The sequence below is a fragment of the Pseudoteredinibacter isoporae genome, from assembly GCF_040372805.1.
GTDB lineage: Bacteria > Pseudomonadota > Gammaproteobacteria > Pseudomonadales > Cellvibrionaceae > Pseudoteredinibacter > Pseudoteredinibacter isoporae_A.
In genome coordinates this window covers 124225-141514 of record NZ_BAABWJ010000004.1, presented here as the reverse complement: position 1 = coordinate 141514, position 17290 = coordinate 124225, and the positions used below count along the sequence as shown (strand labels likewise).

The 17290-nt window shown below is 50.3% G+C and carries 18 protein-coding genes; 9 read left to right on the top strand and 9 right to left on the bottom strand.

The genetic code is table 11. The features are described 5' to 3' along the window. Positions 1–72: 72 nt before the first annotated feature. Positions 73–2016 carry an ATP-binding cassette domain-containing protein gene (locus tag ABWW03_RS10370; RefSeq protein WP_353408125.1) on the top strand — a complete coding sequence of 648 codons (1944 nt, stop codon included), beginning with the start codon at positions 73–75 and terminating at the stop codon, positions 2014–2016. A gap of 54 nt (positions 2017–2070) precedes the next feature. Here ABWW03_RS10370 and ABWW03_RS10365 read toward each other — a convergent pair whose 3' ends face one another. Then, on the bottom strand, positions 2071–2505 hold the full coding sequence (locus ABWW03_RS10365; RefSeq protein WP_353408124.1) for a universal stress protein: 435 nt from the start codon (positions 2503–2505) through the stop codon (positions 2071–2073). Between the two features lie 153 nt (positions 2506–2658). Between ABWW03_RS10365 and ABWW03_RS10360 the strand changes: the two genes are divergently transcribed. Then, the gene (locus tag ABWW03_RS10360; RefSeq protein WP_353408123.1) at positions 2659–3183 is read left to right on the top strand and encodes a hypothetical protein; all 525 of its coding nucleotides are present in this window, start codon (positions 2659–2661) and stop codon (positions 3181–3183) included. Between the two features lies 1 nt (position 3184). Here the strand turns inward: ABWW03_RS10360 and ABWW03_RS10355 are convergent, their stop codons facing one another. Then, positions 3185–3964, bottom strand: coding sequence for a hypothetical protein (locus tag ABWW03_RS10355; protein ID WP_353408122.1), 780 nt, complete (start codon positions 3962–3964; stop codon positions 3185–3187). Positions 3965–4319: 355 nt separating this feature from the next. Between ABWW03_RS10355 and topA the strand changes: the two genes are divergently transcribed. From topA to ABWW03_RS10340, 3 genes are all read left to right on the top strand, one after another. Beyond that, the gene (topA, locus tag ABWW03_RS10350) at positions 4320–6971 is read left to right on the top strand and encodes a type I DNA topoisomerase (RefSeq protein WP_353408121.1); all 2652 of its coding nucleotides are present in this window, start codon (positions 4320–4322) and stop codon (positions 6969–6971) included. Continuing rightward, positions 6971–7429 carry a hypothetical protein gene (locus ABWW03_RS10345; RefSeq protein ID WP_353408119.1) on the top strand — a complete coding sequence of 153 codons (459 nt, stop codon included), beginning with the start codon at positions 6971–6973 and terminating at the stop codon, positions 7427–7429. The genes topA and ABWW03_RS10345 overlap by 1 nt, the downstream gene beginning before the upstream one ends. A 101-nt stretch (positions 7430–7530) precedes the next feature. Next, on the top strand, positions 7531–7794 hold the full coding sequence (locus tag ABWW03_RS10340; RefSeq protein ID WP_353408118.1) for a hypothetical protein: 264 nt from the start codon (positions 7531–7533) through the stop codon (positions 7792–7794). A 33-nt stretch (positions 7795–7827) separates the two neighbouring features. Here ABWW03_RS10340 and ABWW03_RS10335 read toward each other — a convergent pair whose 3' ends face one another. The 3 genes from ABWW03_RS10335 to ABWW03_RS10325 form a co-directional block, all read right to left on the bottom strand. Next, positions 7828–8238, bottom strand: coding sequence for a hypothetical protein (locus ABWW03_RS10335; RefSeq protein WP_353408117.1), 411 nt, complete (start codon positions 8236–8238; stop codon positions 7828–7830). Between the two features lie 66 nt (positions 8239–8304). After that, positions 8305–8904, bottom strand: a complete 600-nt coding sequence (gene lexA, locus ABWW03_RS10330; protein WP_353408116.1) for a transcriptional repressor LexA — start codon at positions 8902–8904, stop codon at positions 8305–8307. Between the two features lie 207 nt (positions 8905–9111). Beyond that, complete coding sequence (locus ABWW03_RS10325; protein WP_353408115.1) at positions 9112–10398, bottom strand: TolC family outer membrane protein; 1287 nt, start codon at positions 10396–10398, stop codon at positions 9112–9114. 239 nt (positions 10399–10637) lie between these two features. Here ABWW03_RS10325 and ABWW03_RS10320 point away from each other — a divergent pair, with 239 nt between their 5' ends. After that, positions 10638–11243 carry a hypothetical protein gene (locus ABWW03_RS10320; RefSeq protein WP_353408114.1) on the top strand — a complete coding sequence of 202 codons (606 nt, stop codon included), beginning with the start codon at positions 10638–10640 and terminating at the stop codon, positions 11241–11243. Here ABWW03_RS10320 and ABWW03_RS10315 read toward each other — a convergent pair whose 3' ends face one another. Together ABWW03_RS10315 and gloB are read right to left on the bottom strand one after the other, a co-directional pair. Then, positions 11244–12731 (bottom strand): lytic transglycosylase, encoded by a 1488-nt coding sequence (locus ABWW03_RS10315; protein WP_353408112.1) that lies wholly within the window; start codon positions 12729–12731, stop codon positions 11244–11246. 230 nt (positions 12732–12961) lie between these two features. Next, positions 12962–13735: a hydroxyacylglutathione hydrolase gene (gene gloB / locus ABWW03_RS10310; RefSeq protein WP_353408111.1), complete on the bottom strand. Its 774-nt coding sequence runs from the start codon at positions 13733–13735 to the stop codon at positions 12962–12964. A gap of 164 nt (positions 13736–13899) precedes the next feature. On the opposite strand from gloB, the gene ABWW03_RS10305 reads away from it, so the two are divergent. From ABWW03_RS10305 to dnaQ, 3 genes are all read left to right on the top strand, one after another. Further along, entirely contained in the window at positions 13900–14787 is an 888-nt protein-coding gene (locus tag ABWW03_RS10305) for a methyltransferase domain-containing protein (RefSeq protein WP_353408110.1), read from the top strand. Between the two features lie 70 nt (positions 14788–14857). Beyond that, entirely contained in the window at positions 14858–15286 is a 429-nt protein-coding gene (gene rnhA / locus ABWW03_RS10300) for a ribonuclease HI (RefSeq protein WP_353408420.1), read from the top strand. Positions 15287–15331: 45 nt separating this feature from the next. Beyond that, positions 15332–16030, top strand: a complete 699-nt coding sequence (gene dnaQ / locus ABWW03_RS10295; protein ID WP_353408108.1) for a DNA polymerase III subunit epsilon — start codon at positions 15332–15334, stop codon at positions 16028–16030. A gap of 22 nt (positions 16031–16052) precedes the next feature. Here dnaQ and ABWW03_RS10290 read toward each other — a convergent pair whose 3' ends face one another. Further along, positions 16053–16451, bottom strand: coding sequence for a DUF6768 family protein (locus ABWW03_RS10290; protein WP_353408107.1), 399 nt, complete (start codon positions 16449–16451; stop codon positions 16053–16055). 14 nt (positions 16452–16465) lie between these two features. Further along, positions 16466–17032, bottom strand: a complete 567-nt coding sequence (locus ABWW03_RS10285) for an RNA polymerase sigma factor (protein ID WP_353408106.1) — start codon at positions 17030–17032, stop codon at positions 16466–16468. Between the last annotated feature and the right edge of the window lie 258 nt (positions 17033–17290).

The window sequence follows — 17290 nt, the reverse complement described above, 5'->3', positions numbered from 1 at the left end:
CATGGATATCTCGATACCTCTGGCCCGCAGCAACGACTGACACACACTACCCCTGATGGGAACGCAACATTCATGCCGATAGTAAAGATTGAAAATGCCCAACTGAGTTACGGATTACAGATCATATTGGATGGGCAGCAGCTCAACCTGTATCGAGGCCAGAGGCTGTGCATTATCGGGCGCAATGGCGCAGGTAAGTCGAGTTTGATGAAGGTGATTGCCAAAGAGGTGGAACTGGACAGCGGAAGCGTCTGGCACAAGCCCGGCTTGAAGCTGGCGCGTCTTGAGCAGGATTTGCCTCTCGCCGATGAGTTGACGGTTTTTGCCGCTGTGGCGGAAGGATTGGATGGGCTGGGGCAATTATTAACCGATTATCACCAATTGGCGAGCAAGAGCGATGAAGCCAGTCTGGCACGACTGGGACAGTTGCAATCCGATATTGAGGCCCGAGATGGCTGGCGCCTCCAGCAGCAGGTTGAATCCATCCTGAGCCGCCTCGAGCTACCGGCCGATGTGACGATGAAAGAACTGTCTGGAGGTTGGCGCCGTCGGGTGTCGCTGGCGAGAGCACTAGTCAGTGAACCTGATATTTTATTGCTGGATGAACCGACCAACCATTTGGATATCGAGGCTATTCAGTGGTTGGAGCAGCAGTTGCTGAACTATTCCGGCTGTGTTGTGTTTATTACCCACGATAGGGCACTTTTGCAGAACTTGGCAACCCATATAGCAGAGCTGGAACGCGGACACCTGAGCGTGTGGGAAGGGAATTACCAGAGCTTTCTGGAGTTTCGAGAGCAGCAGCTCGCTGCCGAAGAAAAACACAACGCCTTATTTGATAAAAAACTCGCTGAGGAAGAGCGCTGGATTCGACAAGGCATTAAGGCCCGCCGCACCCGCAATGAGGGGCGTGTTCGAGCGTTGAAAGCGATGCGGGAAGAGCGTGCCTCTCGCCGGGAGCGACAGGGAAATGCACAGCTATCCGCCAATCTGGCTGATAAGTCTGGCAAGCTGGTGGCGGAAATTCATAATGTCAGCCATGCCTTCGAAGATCACAATCTTATCAGCGATTTCAGTGGCCGTATTATGCGTGGCGATCGCATTGGTTTGATCGGTGCCAATGGGATGGGTAAGTCGACTTTACTGAAAATTATTCTTGGGCAGTTGTCGCCAGAACGGGGACGTGTCGATCTGGGGACCAATCTGGAAATTGCCTACTTCGACCAGCTGCGAGAACAACTGGATTTGGAAAAAAGCGCGGTTGACAATGTTGCCGGTGGACGTGAATCCATCGATATTAACGGAACCAACAAGCACATTATCAGCTATTTAAGTGATTTTCTGTTTACGGGCGAACGTGCCCGTACGCCTTTGAAAGCATTATCTGGTGGTGAGCGTAACCGAGTCTTATTGGCGAAACTGTTTTCCAAACCAGCCAACCTGTTGGTACTTGATGAGCCGACCAACGATCTTGATGTGGAAACCTTGGAGTTGCTCGAGGAAATGTTGGCAAATTTTCAGGGTACCTTACTGCTCGTCAGCCACGATCGCGCCTTTCTCGATAATGTCGTGACGAGCACCTTGGCATTCGAGGGCAAAGGGCGGGTACTTGAATACGTTGGAGGTTATCAAGACTGGATTGCTCAGGGCGGACAATGGTGCAGTTTGGCTGATGATTTATTACAGGGTAATTTATTAGGGGGCAGCGAACAAAGTTCTGTCTTAGGCGCCGATGATTTGTCTGGGAAAAAGACTGAAAGTGATGGTTCACAGCCTAAACCAGAACCCAAAAAGACGAAAAAACTGAGTTATAAACTGCAGCGAGAACTCGACGCTTTGCCTGGGCTGATTGAAGAGCAAGAGGCTGCCGTTGAAGCGCTGCAAGCACAAACTCTGGCGGCTGACTTTTATCAGAGTGATCATGAGAACGTGGCTAAGGTGCTGGCTGAATTGGCTGAACAGGAAGAGGCTCTTGAGGCGCTCTATCAGCGCTGGGAAGAGCTGGATAACAATTAGTCCAGCTCTTCTTGATGGATGGTGAAGTGTGAATGCTGAGAAAATTGTACTCAGTTAATCGCTTGGGTGGACGCGGACGGCGAGTACATCGCAGTTTGCACCATGAAGGACACCGTTCGATGTTGAACCGAGTAATAAAGCCAAGCCTGAGCGGCCGTGGCTGCCGACAACGATGAGGTCAATATCCGACTCGTCGGCAATGCGGTGAATCTCTGAGGCGGGTTGGCCCACCACAACCTGGCAATTGTCGCGTTGGACGCCATGATCGTCAGCCAGCTTGAAAAGTTTGTCCTGGGCCTGACTTTGTAACTGCTCCTGAACTTCGGACAAGTCCATGGGGATATCGCCCCCATAGGCGAAGGTGAGAGGCTCAATCACGTGCATCAGGATTATCTGGCTGCCATTGGCAACGCTGAGCCCACGCTCAATGACCTCAGTGGATTCCTGGCTCAAATCAACGGCGATGAGTGCTTTCTGATAACTGGCCATAGTTTGTCTCCTGTTGGACATATGTGATGATCTTAGCGGGAAACGCCTCTGGCTGTAAATTTTTACCGAAAGGAATGATGACCTGTGTCAATTGTATGGGCTTCCGTTAGAAAGAGGTCGATAGGCTGACATGTTCAACAAGGGGGTGACTAGGTGAGTATTGGAATTGTATTTGTGATTTTGGCGGTCGCCATGGTCCTCGGCCCGGTCATGCTGATGAAGCCCAGTGGACGACAGAGACAGTTGGCCCGTCTGCGTCAGCAGGCATTGGAAGCGGGGGTGCAGAGCCGGATCAGCAGCGTGCCGAAAGACATTGCCAGTTATACCGCGGCTCCAACTATCGCGGTTTATCAAAAACGTTGGCAAGGGATGCGCTTTACTGAAATGGAAACATCGTTGCTCTATCGAACCCGCTTCAGCCACGACATTCATTTTCATGGTGTGTGGGACTGGCAGGAGGGGGCAGCGATACCCGGTCGACCAGATGAGGCATTGAAAGCGCTTTTGGATCGTCTTCCTGATTCGGTATTGGCGGTCGAAATAAGTACGCTGGGTGTGGGCTTGTTCTGGCTTGAAAAGGGCTGCTCTGTAGACGAGCTTGAGACGTTTTATCCAACGATAATCGCTTGGGTTGAGGCTCAGGGTTTACTTGAAAAAAATGTGGAAAGTGCGTCGTAATTTAACTTTGATGTTGCTCAAAACCCAAGCCTTCCTCTAAAGCCGTGCCAGGATTGTTTTCGGTTTTTCGTTCGGGATTGTAGAGCGTTTCTGGCATGAGGTCTTCACTTAACGCCAAGCGTTCGCGGTTGATAATTTCGCCCAATTCGTCCACCAATCGTTGACGGTTAGGGTGTGTAGCCTTGGACTGCATGCTGAGTTTTTGCGCATGGAAATAGTGCGAGTTGGCGTCGACAAATTCGCCTTCATTGTAGAGTCTGTGGCCTTGCGCGACACCTGAAATGACTTCAACAGCGAGTTGGGTGTATTCAAGCTCTTGCATCAATGGGGACAGTTGTTTGTCGTCAATTAGCTTGTCGTTGAACATGTGGATCAAGATGTCGATGATTTCCTGAAGTTGTCTTTCGGTTTTGTGTATCGCCTGATCGCTGGAACAGATTCGATTGATGGCGCGATCGTTTCCTTTGTTTTTATAGCTGTCGAGAAGTTGTTCCGCACGTTGTACGCGAACCAGAACATTGCTGGCCTCGGGATCAAAGTGTTGCAGGTCCTGGTATCGGCGAATCAGTTCCTCACTCAGTGTACAAAAAAGCGGCCTGTATTTACTTAGGTTTTCCAAGGTGTTCAGCATGTCCTCAATGGTTTCTGCGGCCAGTGACATCTGTCTGACTTTGAGCTGATGCTCCACACGTTTACGCTCGCGATAGTTCACAAATGCGAGTAAACCGAGGGAGGATGCGGCCAGGGCCACGGCAAGATATAAAACAAAAGGTGCGGACATAAAGTGTGTATTTAGTTCAGTCTTGCTTAAGTAATTAAGGCATACACTGAGTAGTGGATACCGGCCTATAAAGTCATCGGCCGCAAATAATGCGGCTTTAGTGGATTCAAATTATGGCTTGAAATCGAACGGAAATATGGTATTCCTAAAAAAGGACTGATTCCAGTACCGTCCATGACTTATGAGTTTGGGCGTTGATTGCTGGTCAATTTGTCACCACTTTTAGGCCGCGCTCTTGACCAATAGGGCGCTTGCCTATATATATGCGCTCCTTGGCCTGAATGTATATAGAGTAGAGTTGCTTGAATGGCCGACCGTGTGATTGCAAGTAAGTGTATTTGTTAAGAAGGATAATATGGGAAAATCCCTGGTAATTGTGGAATCGCCTGCCAAGGCAAAAACAATCAATAAATATCTTGGCAAAGACTTTGTCGTTAAATCCAGCGTCGGTCATATCCGCGATCTGCCTACTTCCGGTGGCAAGAAAGCTCCGGTGGATGCCAAAGAGCGCGCGAGGCAGGCGGCGATTACTCGCAAACTGTCGCCTGAAGATAAGGTTCTGCACAAGCAGCGCAAGGCCAAGGCCCAGTTAATCAGCCGTATGGGGATCGACCCGGAAAATGGCTGGGAAGCCCAGTATGAAATTTTGCCCGGCAAAGAGAAAGTCGTTGCCGAGCTCAAAGCGTTGGCAAAAGACGCCGATACGGTTTATCTCGCGACAGACTTGGATAGGGAAGGAGAGGCCATTGCCTGGCATCTCCGTGAAGCCATCGGTGGCGATGATTCCCGTTACCGTCGAGTGGTATTTAATGAGATCACCAAATCTGCCATCCAGGAAGCCTTCAAAAGTCCCGGTCCCATCGATCAAAACCGCGTAAACGCCCAGCAGGCCCGCCGTTTTCTCGATCGCGTTGTGGGTTATATGGTGTCTCCTTTGTTATGGGAGAAGATTGCCCGTGGCCTGTCGGCTGGCCGAGTACAATCGGTCGCCGTCCGTTTGATTGTTGAGCGCGAGAGAGAGATTCGCGCGTTTATCCCGGAAGAGTACTGGGACATCTTCGCTGATTTAAAAAGCGAAGAGGGCGATAAGATTCGTTTCGAGGTTAAGAAGGAAAACGATAAAGCCTTTAAGCCAGTTAACGAAGCCCAGACCATGGCTGCTGTTGCCAAGCTGCAGGACGCCAGTTATCGCGTGGTCTCTCGTGATGACAAACCGACCAAGGCCAAGCCTGGAGCGCCTTATATCACCTCGACTTTGCAGCAGGCCGCCAGCACTCGCTTGGGTTTTTCTGTGAAGAAGACCATGATGATGGCTCAGCGCTTATATGAAGCTGGTTATATCACTTATATGCGTACTGACTCGACCAATTTGAGTCAGGAAGCCATTGGCAGTTGCCGAGACTTTATCGCGGAAGAATACGGCAAACGTTACCTCCCTGAAAAAGCCAATATTTACAGTAGCAAGGAAGGGGCCCAGGAGGCGCACGAAGCCATTCGGCCCTCTGACGTGAATGTACAACCCACTCAGTTGAAAGGAATGGAGCGCGATGCTGAGCGCTTGTATACGTTGATCTGGAGGCAGTTTGTTGCTTGCCAGATGCCTCCAGCTGAATTTACCAGCACCTCGATTGCTTTGGCTGCGGGTGATTTTGAATTGCGTACTCGTGGTCGAGTCATTCGCTTTGATGGTTTTATGAAAGTTCAACCGCCACAGTCCAAGAAAGAAGAGGATGTGGTGTTACCTGAACTTAAAGTTGGCGATCAATTGGGCTTGCAAAAGCTGGATCCCAAGCAGCACTTTACCAAGCCGCCAGCGCGTTTCACCGAAGCCAGTTTGGTGAAAGAGTTGGAGAAGCGGGGCATCGGTCGACCATCGACTTACGCGTCCATCATTTCCACAATTCAGGATCGCGGTTACGTACACACAGAGTCCCGTCGCTTCTTTGCTGAAAAAATGGGGGATATCGTTACCGAACGATTGAGCGAGAGTTTTGTCGACCTGATGGACTACAGCTTTACCGCCAATATGGAAGAGTCTTTGGATAAAGTTGCTGAGGGTGATCTGCAATGGGATGACTTGTTGAACGATTTCTATCAGGATTTCAGCCAGAAGCTGACCCAGGCCCAGGCGCAGGATGGTGGCATGCGCGCCAACCAGCCCACTGAGACCGACATTGAGTGCAGCCAATGTGGCCGTCATATGCAGATTAGAACCGCCAGCACGGGTGTGTTTCTGGGTTGCTCTGGTTATGCGCTGCCGCCTAAAGAGCGCTGTAAACACACAATGAATCTGGTGTCTGGCGATGAAGTGCTGAATCTGGATGAAGACGATGAGGCGGAATCCAAGCAACTTCGAAACAAGCATCGCTGTAAAATCTGTGACACGGCCATGGACAGTTATTTGCTGGACGAGCAGCGTAAACTGCATATTTGTGGTAACAACCCTGATTGTAGCGGTTTTGAGGTGGAAGCGGGCAGCTTCAAACTCAAGGGCTATGATGGGCCAACCCTCGAGTGTGACAAGTGTGGCAGTGAGATGCAGCTTAAGACCGGTCGTTTCGGTAAGTACTTTGGTTGTACCTCAGAATCCTGTAAGAACACCCGCAAGCTTTTGCGTAATGGTGAGGCGGCGCCTCCAAAGATGGATCCTGTGCCCATGCCAGAGCTCACTTGTGAAAAAGTAGACGATCATTACGTATTGCGTGATGGCGCATCGGGCATGTTCCTGGCAGCCAGTCAGTTCCCGAAGAACCGAGAAACCCGCGCCCCTCTGGTTGAGGAGCTGCTGCCTCACAAGGCTAAAATCGACCCGAAATACAAGTTTCTGTTCAGTGCGCCCGTGGCCGACCCTGATGGCAATAGGGCCGTGATTCGCTATAGCCGTAAGACGAAAGAGCAGTATGTTCAGTCTGAGGTGGAAGGTAAGGCGACGGGATGGAAGGCATTTTATGAGGGCGGCAAATGGGTTGAAACCCAAGCTAAATCCCGCGCGAAAAGTAAGAAGTAATGGAGCGTTTGCGCCCCTTTTTCGCTCAGTTGCAATTGGCTCGCTCTCAGTATCAGGCCTTGTGCGCCGCTGATACGGCCATTGCCAAGCTGAGCTTTACCAGGGGCGGTTTCTATATTTTGGGTGCTCTCAACCAGAGCTGGCTCCAACAAGAGCTGGCAATCCCCCTAAGCTCAAACGGCGCATCTGCTGTAGAGCAGTTCAACTCGATACCAGACAAGGCGTTGCCTCAAAGTGTGCTCATGTTAAAAAACAGTGACTGGTACGCTGATTTTTTAAGTGTATTGGACACGCTTGCTCACGCGGCCACTATTGATCTTCAGGCGCCCGAGGATTCCGCCACTCTTATTGCCACAGCGAAGTCGAGCCCTGTATTGGATTCGAATACTCTCAAGTTGTGTTTACGCGGGTTTGAGCAGTATTTTGAATCCCAGTTGAGTCTAAACGAAGAGTACTGAGCCCTGTTTCGAGGGTGAACTTGCGGTGCTTTCATAGGACAATTCGAAACCCACCTCGAAAACTGTTAGAATCGCGCTCATATACGAGTTCCGGAGTATTAATGGACACTGTCTTATTTGAAATCGTTGAATTAGCTAACGGCGATGTCGCCCTGCAAAGGGCAGATGACAAAGGGGAGCCTTTGTTAACCATTCACTTTTCAGAAGAATCGAATTTCTATCTGCAAGATGCCAAGGTAGAAGTTGCCCGTGCGATGGTGCAGGCGGGCTTGGAGGCGGCGAGTGAGATCGCTGAGGCAAATCGTACAGAAGAGGGTGTTGACGATATCGATGAGGCCGATCAAGGCCCCATCCAGATTCACTGAGCGATAGGTCGGGGGGCTGCGTAGCTTGCTTCCCTAGCGCATTCTCAGCATCAAGCCCTGGCAGTTCCCAATCTCAGAAGCCTGTTTTAATTGCTGGTATTCCTGGCGTCCTAATACCCCGGGGCTACTAATCACCATGTGACTGTTGCCAGCAGCTAATGCTTCCCAAGTTGCCCACAGAGTGTCGCTGTTATCACGTAGGCGAATGATGCGTAGGCGACTTATATCAACGCCATAGCGCAGTAAGGTTTCTTTGCTGATATCTTCAGCTCCAACCCAGCTTAGCCAGCGGTCGCTATGCTGTTGACTAAAGTGAGCGACCATGGGCAGTAACCACTGCAGGTAATTATCCTGTTCGTGGGTAACCACAAGTTCTGTTAAACCGTGCTGGGCTTCTTGCTCTTGCTGGGCGGCGTAAGCGACTTGATTCATTGCGTGGTTCATGGTCTGGTCCCTCTAAGTGTGGCTCTATCTGCTTCTATGGCCTATGGCGCAAAGCTAATGTGTGGCTTAGCGGCGTATAACGCCTACGCTAAGGCCTTCAATGCTGAATTCCTGTTCGCGTAAATCAACCTCAATGGTGGAGAACTCTTCATTCTCAGGGTGAAGATAAATCAGAGGTTGATTGTTGATTTTTTCGTAACGCTTAACGGTAACCTCATCGTCAATTCTGGCGACAACGATCTGGCCGTTGTGGGCGCGTTCTGTCTTGTGAACAGCGATCAGATCGCCATCCAAAATACCAATGTCACGCATACTCTCACCGTGAACCTTCAGCAGGAAGTCGGCACTGGGGTGAAAGAAGGAGCTTGGGATATCACAGTAATCTTCGATATTTTCGGCAGCCAGGATCGGGTTGCCGGCCGCTACACGGCCAACCAAAGGGATTCCTTGCTGTTCAATTGGCAAGCGAATGCCGCGGGACGCTCCCGCAATCATCTCGATGACACCTTTGCGGGCCAGGGCTTTTAAATGCTCTTCAGCGGCATTGGCAGAGCGGAAGCCGAGTTCTTTGGCTATTTCCGCACGGGTAGGTGGATAGCCAGTCTCATCGATATAAGATTTGATGAGCTCCAATACTTGCTCTTGGCGTGCTGTAAGTTTGATCATGGCCCAAGCCTCTGGTCTGTTTATTTATACAGTACATGTGATTTTATACAGTGTTTTTTAAAAAGCAAGCATTAAAGCTGATTGCGAGCTGATAAAGCTTGCAACAGGTGTGGGGAACTCTGTGGTTGTCAGGCCTGACGAGGGAAAGAGGGGCACAAAAAAGGCCGGAGAACATCCGGCCTTTTTGGGTGATGGGCGTGTTCGATCTTAAATCGACAGCTTTTGTAGCAGAAGTCCCATTGAGTTGTAGATGCGATACTCCGCCAGTTTCTGGTTGTAGCTGGCGCGAATCAGATTTCGCTTGGCATCAACCACTTCATTCTCGGTGTTCAGCAGGTCCAGCAGGGTGCGTCGACCAATATTAAATTGGTTGATATACGCTTCCTTTGTGGCCTGTGCAGCATCCACATGAGCCTGCAGGTATTGCAGTTGAGAAGAGATGGACTCAAAGGCAGTCCATGACAACCGCAAGCCCTCTACAACTTGTCGGCTGGTGTTATTACGAACGTCTTTGGATTCCTCCAAGAGATACTGGGTTTGCTTGCGACGGGCTTTGTCGGCGCCACCACGATACAGGTTGTAACGCATGCGCAAAGCAATGATCTGGCGCTCATCTTCACCTACAACGCCGCCAGTGTCTTCATTCCAGCTGGCGTCTGCTTCCAGGCGCAGATCCGGCCAGAAAGGGGACTTGGCCGCTTCAGCTTGAGCAACGGTTGCATCAATATCCGCATTGGCCGTTTTCAAGGTGGGGTGGCTTTGCAAGGCAAGCTCGATGGCATCTTCCAGATTAGCAGGTAAGTCAATACCATTGCTGGGCATGCTCAGGGCGTCAACTTCGGGCATAACGCCAGTAACGCGATAGTAGTTGGTGACGGCATCCATCAAGTTTGCCTGGGCCACAACGACATTACTTTCGGCAAGTGCCAGTCGAGCGGCAATCTGATCCAGATCGGCCCGGCTACCAACGCCTGATTGATTGCGCAGAGTCATCTGATCGTAAATGCTTTTGTGCTCCTGAAGAGAGGCTTCAGCAAGCTTCAGTAAGTCGGCCTGGGTCAAGATAGACAGATATACCTCAGAAGTCCGGAGGGCGATGTTCTCTTCTGTGGTACTCAGTTCGTGGCGAGCGCTCTCGGTGCGAGCTTCCTGGCGGCGAACCTCGGATCGGGTAGCAAAACCATCAAATACGAGTTGGCGAGCAGATATTGAAGTTTCCTTGCGATCTAGGTCGACTTCACGCTGGCCGGTCGTGGGAGATTTGGTTTCTTCGCGGCCAAATCCGGCGGCGACATCAACCGTTGGAAGGTAGCCGGCGCGGGCGCCTTTGATTTCCTGTTCCCTGGCAAGCACTTCATGTTTCGCAGCGCTGACTTCTGGATGAGAGTTAATAGAGGTTCGAATGGCTTCCTGCAATGTCTGAGCTTGAATCGTGGCGCTCAGCGATGTTGCAACCCCTAAGCCAATCATCCCAACAAGATGCTTAACTTTCATGATCCGTAACCTTCTTCCTTTGGTATTGTTTGTGATGAGACTATTCTAACACCATATCTGTGAATTATGTCACAATTAGGAAGGAAAACAGTCAATTAGCACGAATCTTGGAGTAGACGGTCGTAAAGCGTCAAAAATCCTACACAAATAGTATTAGATCTGTATTAATTTGGGGATATTCCTTCTTTATATAACCGCTATAATAATTAGACCGTCCGATTTGCGAAGGATAGAGAACAATGAATCATTTGCCAGCTGAGCCAAAGCCTCTCAGTGATATGCCTCTGGATCAGCAGCATTTCAAAATGCTTTGTCTGGCGGTTGAAAAGGCTCATGCCCTGCATACGGGGAAATCTGGACGTTTGCTGATGAACTTTGAGCTGCGTGAAGGCAGTGCTACGGGGCACTTGCCCAGAGTTCGACCCCTGGGCAACCTGACGTTCATTGTTGATGAAGCCTATTTGAGGGCAAGTGACTTCTACCTTTACTACGACCCTGACAAATCCCAGGATTTACCGCTTCTCGCGCGATTGGATAATGACACTAATCGCTTTGTTGCGGCGACTAAAACCCTGCTTGAACACCAGAGCAGTTTGCATGGTGCCATCATGGTGCCCGTGGCCAGACTGTCGGCTCTACGTGGTCTGCACTATGTGAAGGATTGTGTGTGTCTGCAAATGTATGAAATCGATTTTGATCGATTGTTTGATGCGGATGCTGAGTTAGCGGGGCGCTTGCGTCAGTCTCTATTGGAGAAGTATCGTCGTTTCTACGATTTTGATGCGATTGCCGAGCGTTCCTCTCAATATGAAGAAGCCGCTCGGCGATTTCTGGAAGGGGACTGACTAGCCTCGACGCGGGTCAACAAGCACGGTCAAGGCCTGACCCGGTTGCAAATAGGCCTTGGGGTTCAGGCCATTGCTGCGCACAATGGATTTGATGCTGGTCCCGAATTTTCGAGCGATTCTCGCGATGGAATCACCTTTTTTTACCTTATAGGAAATACGTTGTTTGCCTTGGGCGTAACGGGCTTGCTTAGGGTAGATCAGCAGTTTCTGTCCGAGTTTGAGAGTGCCGTTAACGCTGAGCTTGTTCCAGCGCGCAATGTCTTCATAATTCACGCCAAATCGACGGCTGATGCTCCACAAGCTGTCACCGCTTCTAACCTTATAGCGCTGTGCCTGGGCTCGACCCTGAGTACGCGCTACACGCTCGTTCAGACTGAAGGTGTAATGTTGCCCGGGTTTGCTGGCCGTGGGGATAAACAGGGCCTGACCCAGTTTGATCGTGTTATTTGAAAGCTGATTAATACGTTTCAACTCTTTGACATTCAGCTTATGTTGGCGAGCAATTTTTCCAAGGGTATCGCCAGCTTTTACTTCATATCGTTTCCAGCCCACACGTTCGGATTGGTCGAGATTTTCCAGGCCACTGGCAAATAGGTCAGCTTGCGCGATCGGGATGAGAATATGTTGAGGACCATCGGGTGTGGTTGCCCAGCGATTGTAGGCGGGGTTCAAGAGGTAAAACTCATCCATTGGAAGCTCGGCGAGCTGTGCGGCTTGCGCCAGATCGAGCTGATAATCGAGATCAAAGCGGCGGTAGAAAGGTTCGTCAGGAATGCTGACCAGTTCAATGCCGGCTTTTTCGGGCTTGGCCACTAGTTTGGACAATCCCAGCAGTCGTGGTACGTAGATTTGGGTTTCTTTGGGTAATTTCAGGGACCAGAAGTCGGCGGCCTTGCCTTTGCGTTTGTTGCGTTTTATGGCCTTGTTTACGGTTCCGCCGCCGGCGTTATATGCCGCCAGGGCCAGCAACCAGTCGCCTTTGAAGCGTTTCTGCAGCTTTTCTAGATAATCCAGGGCGGCCTGAGTCGAGGCCTCAATGTCTCGGCGTCCGTCGTACCACCAGTTTTTATGCAGGCCGAAATCCTTTGCCGTGGGTGGCGTAAACTGCCACAGCCCAGAGGCTCGGCCATGGGAATAGGCAAAGGGATCGTAGGCGCTTTCAACAATGGGCAGTAAGGCCAGCTCCATGGGCATGTCGCGGCGCTTGAGTTCGTTGACTATGTAGTAGAGGTAAGGACGAGCCCGCTTACTGATGCGGTTCATATAGTTCGGATGGCGACCGTACCAGTTCTTTTGCTTTTCAATGCGACTATGATCGATGTGGCTGAGACGGTAGCCGTCCCTGATGTGCTGCCAGAGATCAACCTCAACAAGCGGCTCTTCTGTGATCGTTTCATTCGCCGCCGTGCTGGCGTCTTCCGAGTTGGCGTCTTCCGAGGCCTCGGTTTGCGTAGTCTCGGCGACCGTTTCCGCTTGACTTGGCACCGTCTGATCTTGAACCGTCGAGCTGGGTTTTTGGACAAGCTGTCCGCAGCCAGCTAGCAGTAACAGCAAGCCGGAAAGTGAAAGCGATCTAAGCATAGGGCAGTACAACTAATGGTCAGAATTAATAAGTTTTTATTATCGAAATAGGCGCCGATTCTAGAGCGCCCATGCCCTCGGGTCAATTCGCCCAAGGGGGAAAGCAACAGCCCTGGCTTTCAAGCCTGAAAGTGTTAGAAATTATCCTTCCACTTGCGCAAAACCGCGAAGGTTTCCGCTGGATTGGAGACGATATTTTTGGCTCGCTGGCTGGCGGCCTTCTGAACATCAGCCTCCCGACAGCGCATAAAAGGATTGGTCGCACGTTCGGTTGCCAATTCAGAGGGGACCGTGGCTTCTGATTTCTCACGAAGCGCTTTGGTGTCCTCCATGCGTTGGACTAAATCCTGATTCCCAGGTTCCACGGCAAGTGCGAAATTGAGATTACCTAATGTGTATTCATGGGCACAGTAGACCAAGGTTGCCCCCGGCAGGGAGCCCAATCTTTCCAATGAGCCCTGCATCTGCTCTGGATTGCCCTCGAACATGCGCCCACACCCACCTGCAAACAGGGTGTCTCCGCAGAAGAGCACGGAGGGACTGAGTTCATTGGAGTAGAACGCAATATGGTCAAGGGTGTGACCAGGAACTTCCATGACTTTAAACGTCAGGCCCGGCAGAATCTCGACTTCATCATCTTGCTGGCAGGGGTGTTGGCTGAGAACCTGACTGCTGGGGCCGTATACGGTGCAGTTCGGAAAGCTTTCACATAGCTCTGCAATTCCGCCTGTGTGGTCATAATGGTGATGAGTGTTAATGATGGCGGTCAATTCCAGCTCTCGCTCGCTTAAGCGATCAAGAACAACCTTAGCATCACCAGGGTCAACAACCGCGGCGATCTGGCCATTGTCGATCAGCCAAATATAGTTGTCATCAAAGGCGGCAATGGGGCTGATTTTATAGGCCATGGCGGTGCGAACTCCTCTGCTATCAGGTCTTGCGGGAAAGCGATGTAACGCAGGCTCCCATCAAGTTTGTGCTATTTTCTGTTATAGTATTTCGACGCTTTTGGGGCGCCGTTAATTCCCTGGGCCCAACTGTCGACCCTCAATCTTAAGTAAAGGGCTTTATTGTGAGTCTTGTACAACAATGCCGTCAATGGTTACATCAGCGCGCCAGTGTGCCGCTTTCGCCAAATGCTCTGGCTGAGGATATGGCCGCTTGGGCGGATAGTCCTTTGGGGCAGGCGATTTTGGAAGAAGAGAAGACGAGTATTGATGAGCTTTTACGTTATCGTTTCGGTTATCATCTCGGTTCTTTCAGCCATCTTCGGCAGTTTGATTTTTCCGGTGAAAGCCGAATCAATCACAAAATTCAGTTGATCCAGCTTGATGCGCTTGATAACAGGTTTTCTGAAGATATGAGTGCCAGTGGTTTATCGCCATTGCCTTTTGATGGTAGTCGTCTGCCCATGGCCACCGATTCTGTCGATGTTTTATTGCTGCACCACTGTTTGGAGTTTTCCTCCAATCCCCATGAGCTCTTGCGTGAAGCTCAACGCGTATTGATTGATCACGGCCATTTGATCATAACCAGTTTCAATCCACTGAGTGCCTACGGTCTTTTCTCGAATCTGGCACGTTTTAGTCAATCCAGCCAGCTGTGGCGCCGTCGTTTGTTAACAGCGCGAGCCAGTCGTGATTGGCTTCAGCTATTAGGGTTGCAGCCTTTACAGTTAATTCCGCATTTTTATCGTTTGCCGGTATCGAACAAGGCGGTGCTTAATGGCAGTCGCTGGATGGAAAACGCCGGTAAAAAGTTGGGGGGCTTGAACTGGGGGGCTTCCTATACGCTGCTGGCTAGGAATGATGTGTTTGCGATGAATGCCATTAAACCCCGTTGGCAGAAGCAAAAAGCTGCTGAGCAGTTTGCGAGCACCGCCATTGGTCGTCAGGCGAAGAGAAGCGGACCTAAGTTGGTCGTTAAAAATTCAAAGCCTGATGCTCCCGCTCATAAGTAGTGGCTAAGGTCTCAGGTCTGTATCTTTTGTTATTGTTAGTCTTATAAGAGTTGTATCCTTGAATCAAATATTGAAAACAGTTGAAATTTTTACCGATGGCGCCTGTAAGGGCAATCCTGGTCCGGGCGGTTGGGGGGCCTTATTACGTTACGGTGATAAAGAGAAAAGCCTTTGTGGTGGAGAAAGGGAAACCACCAATAATAGAATGGAGCTGATGGCGGCGATTGAAGCCCTAAAGGCTTTGAAGCAATCTTGTCAGGTTGTCTTAACCACCGACTCCCAGTATGTCCGGCAGGGCATTACTCAGTGGATGTTCAATTGGAAGAAAAACGGTTGGAAAACCGCGGCCAAGCAGCCAGTGAAAAACGCCGATCTTTGGAAGCTATTGGACGAAGAAAGTCAACGGCACGACCTAGAGTGGCGCTGGGTAAAAGGGCATAGCGGTCATCGTGAAAATGAGATCGCTGATGCCTTAGCGAATCAGGGCATTCCTAAGTAAATTCGATATCCGACAAAAAATTAGAGATTATTAAGAAGGTTTTATATGCGTCAAATTGTGCTCGATACTGAAACGACAGGTATTGATCCGAAATCAGGGCACCGCATTATCGAAATTGGTTGTGTGGAGCTGGTTAACCGAAAGTTAACCGGCCGGCACTACCATGAGTACATCAACCCGCAACGCATTGTCGAAGACGAAGCGATTGAAGTTCACGGTATTACCAATGAGTTTCTCGAAGATAAACCGGTTTTCTCTCATGTTGCTGATAGCTTTCTGGAGTTTATTCGTGGCGCTGAACTGATCATTCACAACGCGCCCTTTGATGTCGGCTTTATTGATCATGAGTTTGCTTTACTGGGACAGGGGCACGGTAAGGTTTATGACCACTGTTCGGTCATTGACACTCTGGTGATGGCTCGAGATAAACACCCTGGGCAACGAAATTCTCTGGATGCCTTGTGTAAGCGTTACGACGTGGATAATTCCGGTCGAGTGCTGCACGGCGCATTGCTTGATTCCGAGATTTTGGCGGATGTTTACCTGATGATGACGGGTGGCCAAACCATGTTGTCATTGGGTTCGGAAACGGAAGACAGTGGTGGCGGTGCGCAAAGTTCTGCCATTCGCCGGCTTGATACGTCGCGACCAACATTACGCGTTGTTGCGGCAAGCGCTGAAGAAATGCAATTGCATGAACAGAAGTTGGACAGTCTCGGGGAAGACTGTCTGTGGCGCCGTTAATCCAATAAAATCTTGACCCAGCTTACTCGCTGTTTTTGTTTTGTAACATGTGTTCAATCGCAGCGAGTTTCTGCTCATTTCGAAGTTCCAGGCGTTTAATTTCCCGCAGGACGGCCTGACGACCACTTTCATTGAGTAGCCACAATTTCAGTGGCGCCATCACAATCATGCAGGCCAGGCTTAAGGTGGCCCAAAACAGCATATCTTTGATGTCGCCCGCATTAAAAAACTGGTAAGCGCAAAAGCAGAATGCTACGCCGATCAGTGTCGCGAAAAACAGACTGTACATAATCCAAAAGCTCATGCTGCTGTGATAACTGTCAATGATGCGACCAAATAAGCCGCGATCTGCCCGCAGCAAGCTATCGAGTTCTTCACTCTCTTTGTTGAGTTGTTCACGCAATTTTTTGTCGATATCCATGTGTAAATCCTCGTTTAAATTTGATTGATGGTTTTGCGTAAATGGGTTCGGGCGCGGCTCAACTGGGATTTAACCGTGCCGTCGGTTACCCCCAATGTCAGGGCAATTTCCCGAATGCTGAATTCCTCCTGATAAAAGAGATAGACACATTGCCGCTCTTGCTGGGGAAGGGCATTGATGGCTTTCCAGAGCTGCAAATGTTCCCCTGTTTGATCGTTTTGGCTGCCGAATTCCTCAGATTGACCGGATTCGGCTTCCAGCTGGGTTTTCCGGTTCTCTTCCGCCAGACTCTTCCTGGCCAAGTCAGTGATACGGTTACGGACGTTTCTGAACAGCCAGGCTCGAAAGGCACTGGGGTCTTTGAGCTGTTTGAGTTTATGGCAGCAGCGTTCCCAGCTGTCCTGACATGCGTCTATCGCCATATCTCTGTTTTGGCACTGCAGCAGAGCGTAGCGTTCTAAGGCTCTGGAGAACTGGTGGTAGAGCCTCGCAATGGCTTTTTGGTCTCCGGCCTGGGCCTCAAGTACCCAGAGTTCGATCTGAGCGGGGCTGGGGGCTTTGGTGGTGTCGCTGTGCTTCAATGGTCAAGTCCTGCTTGCTTCATCAGGCGTCATCGGAATGCTGATCTATTCTCAATAGACGTCTCTCTCGGGATTTCGGTTGGCAAGGCATTACGGCGGTAGCCATACATATGGTGAATACCAAATATTGGTAGTATCGATTTCAATTATGTAAGTCCTCGCAATAGACTAAGCTCATAGTCGAGATGAGGGTAATTCCTGCGAAACAGCCGGCCTCTCATCAGCCCGCTTGGGCACTATAGCAATCTCCACTCTGAT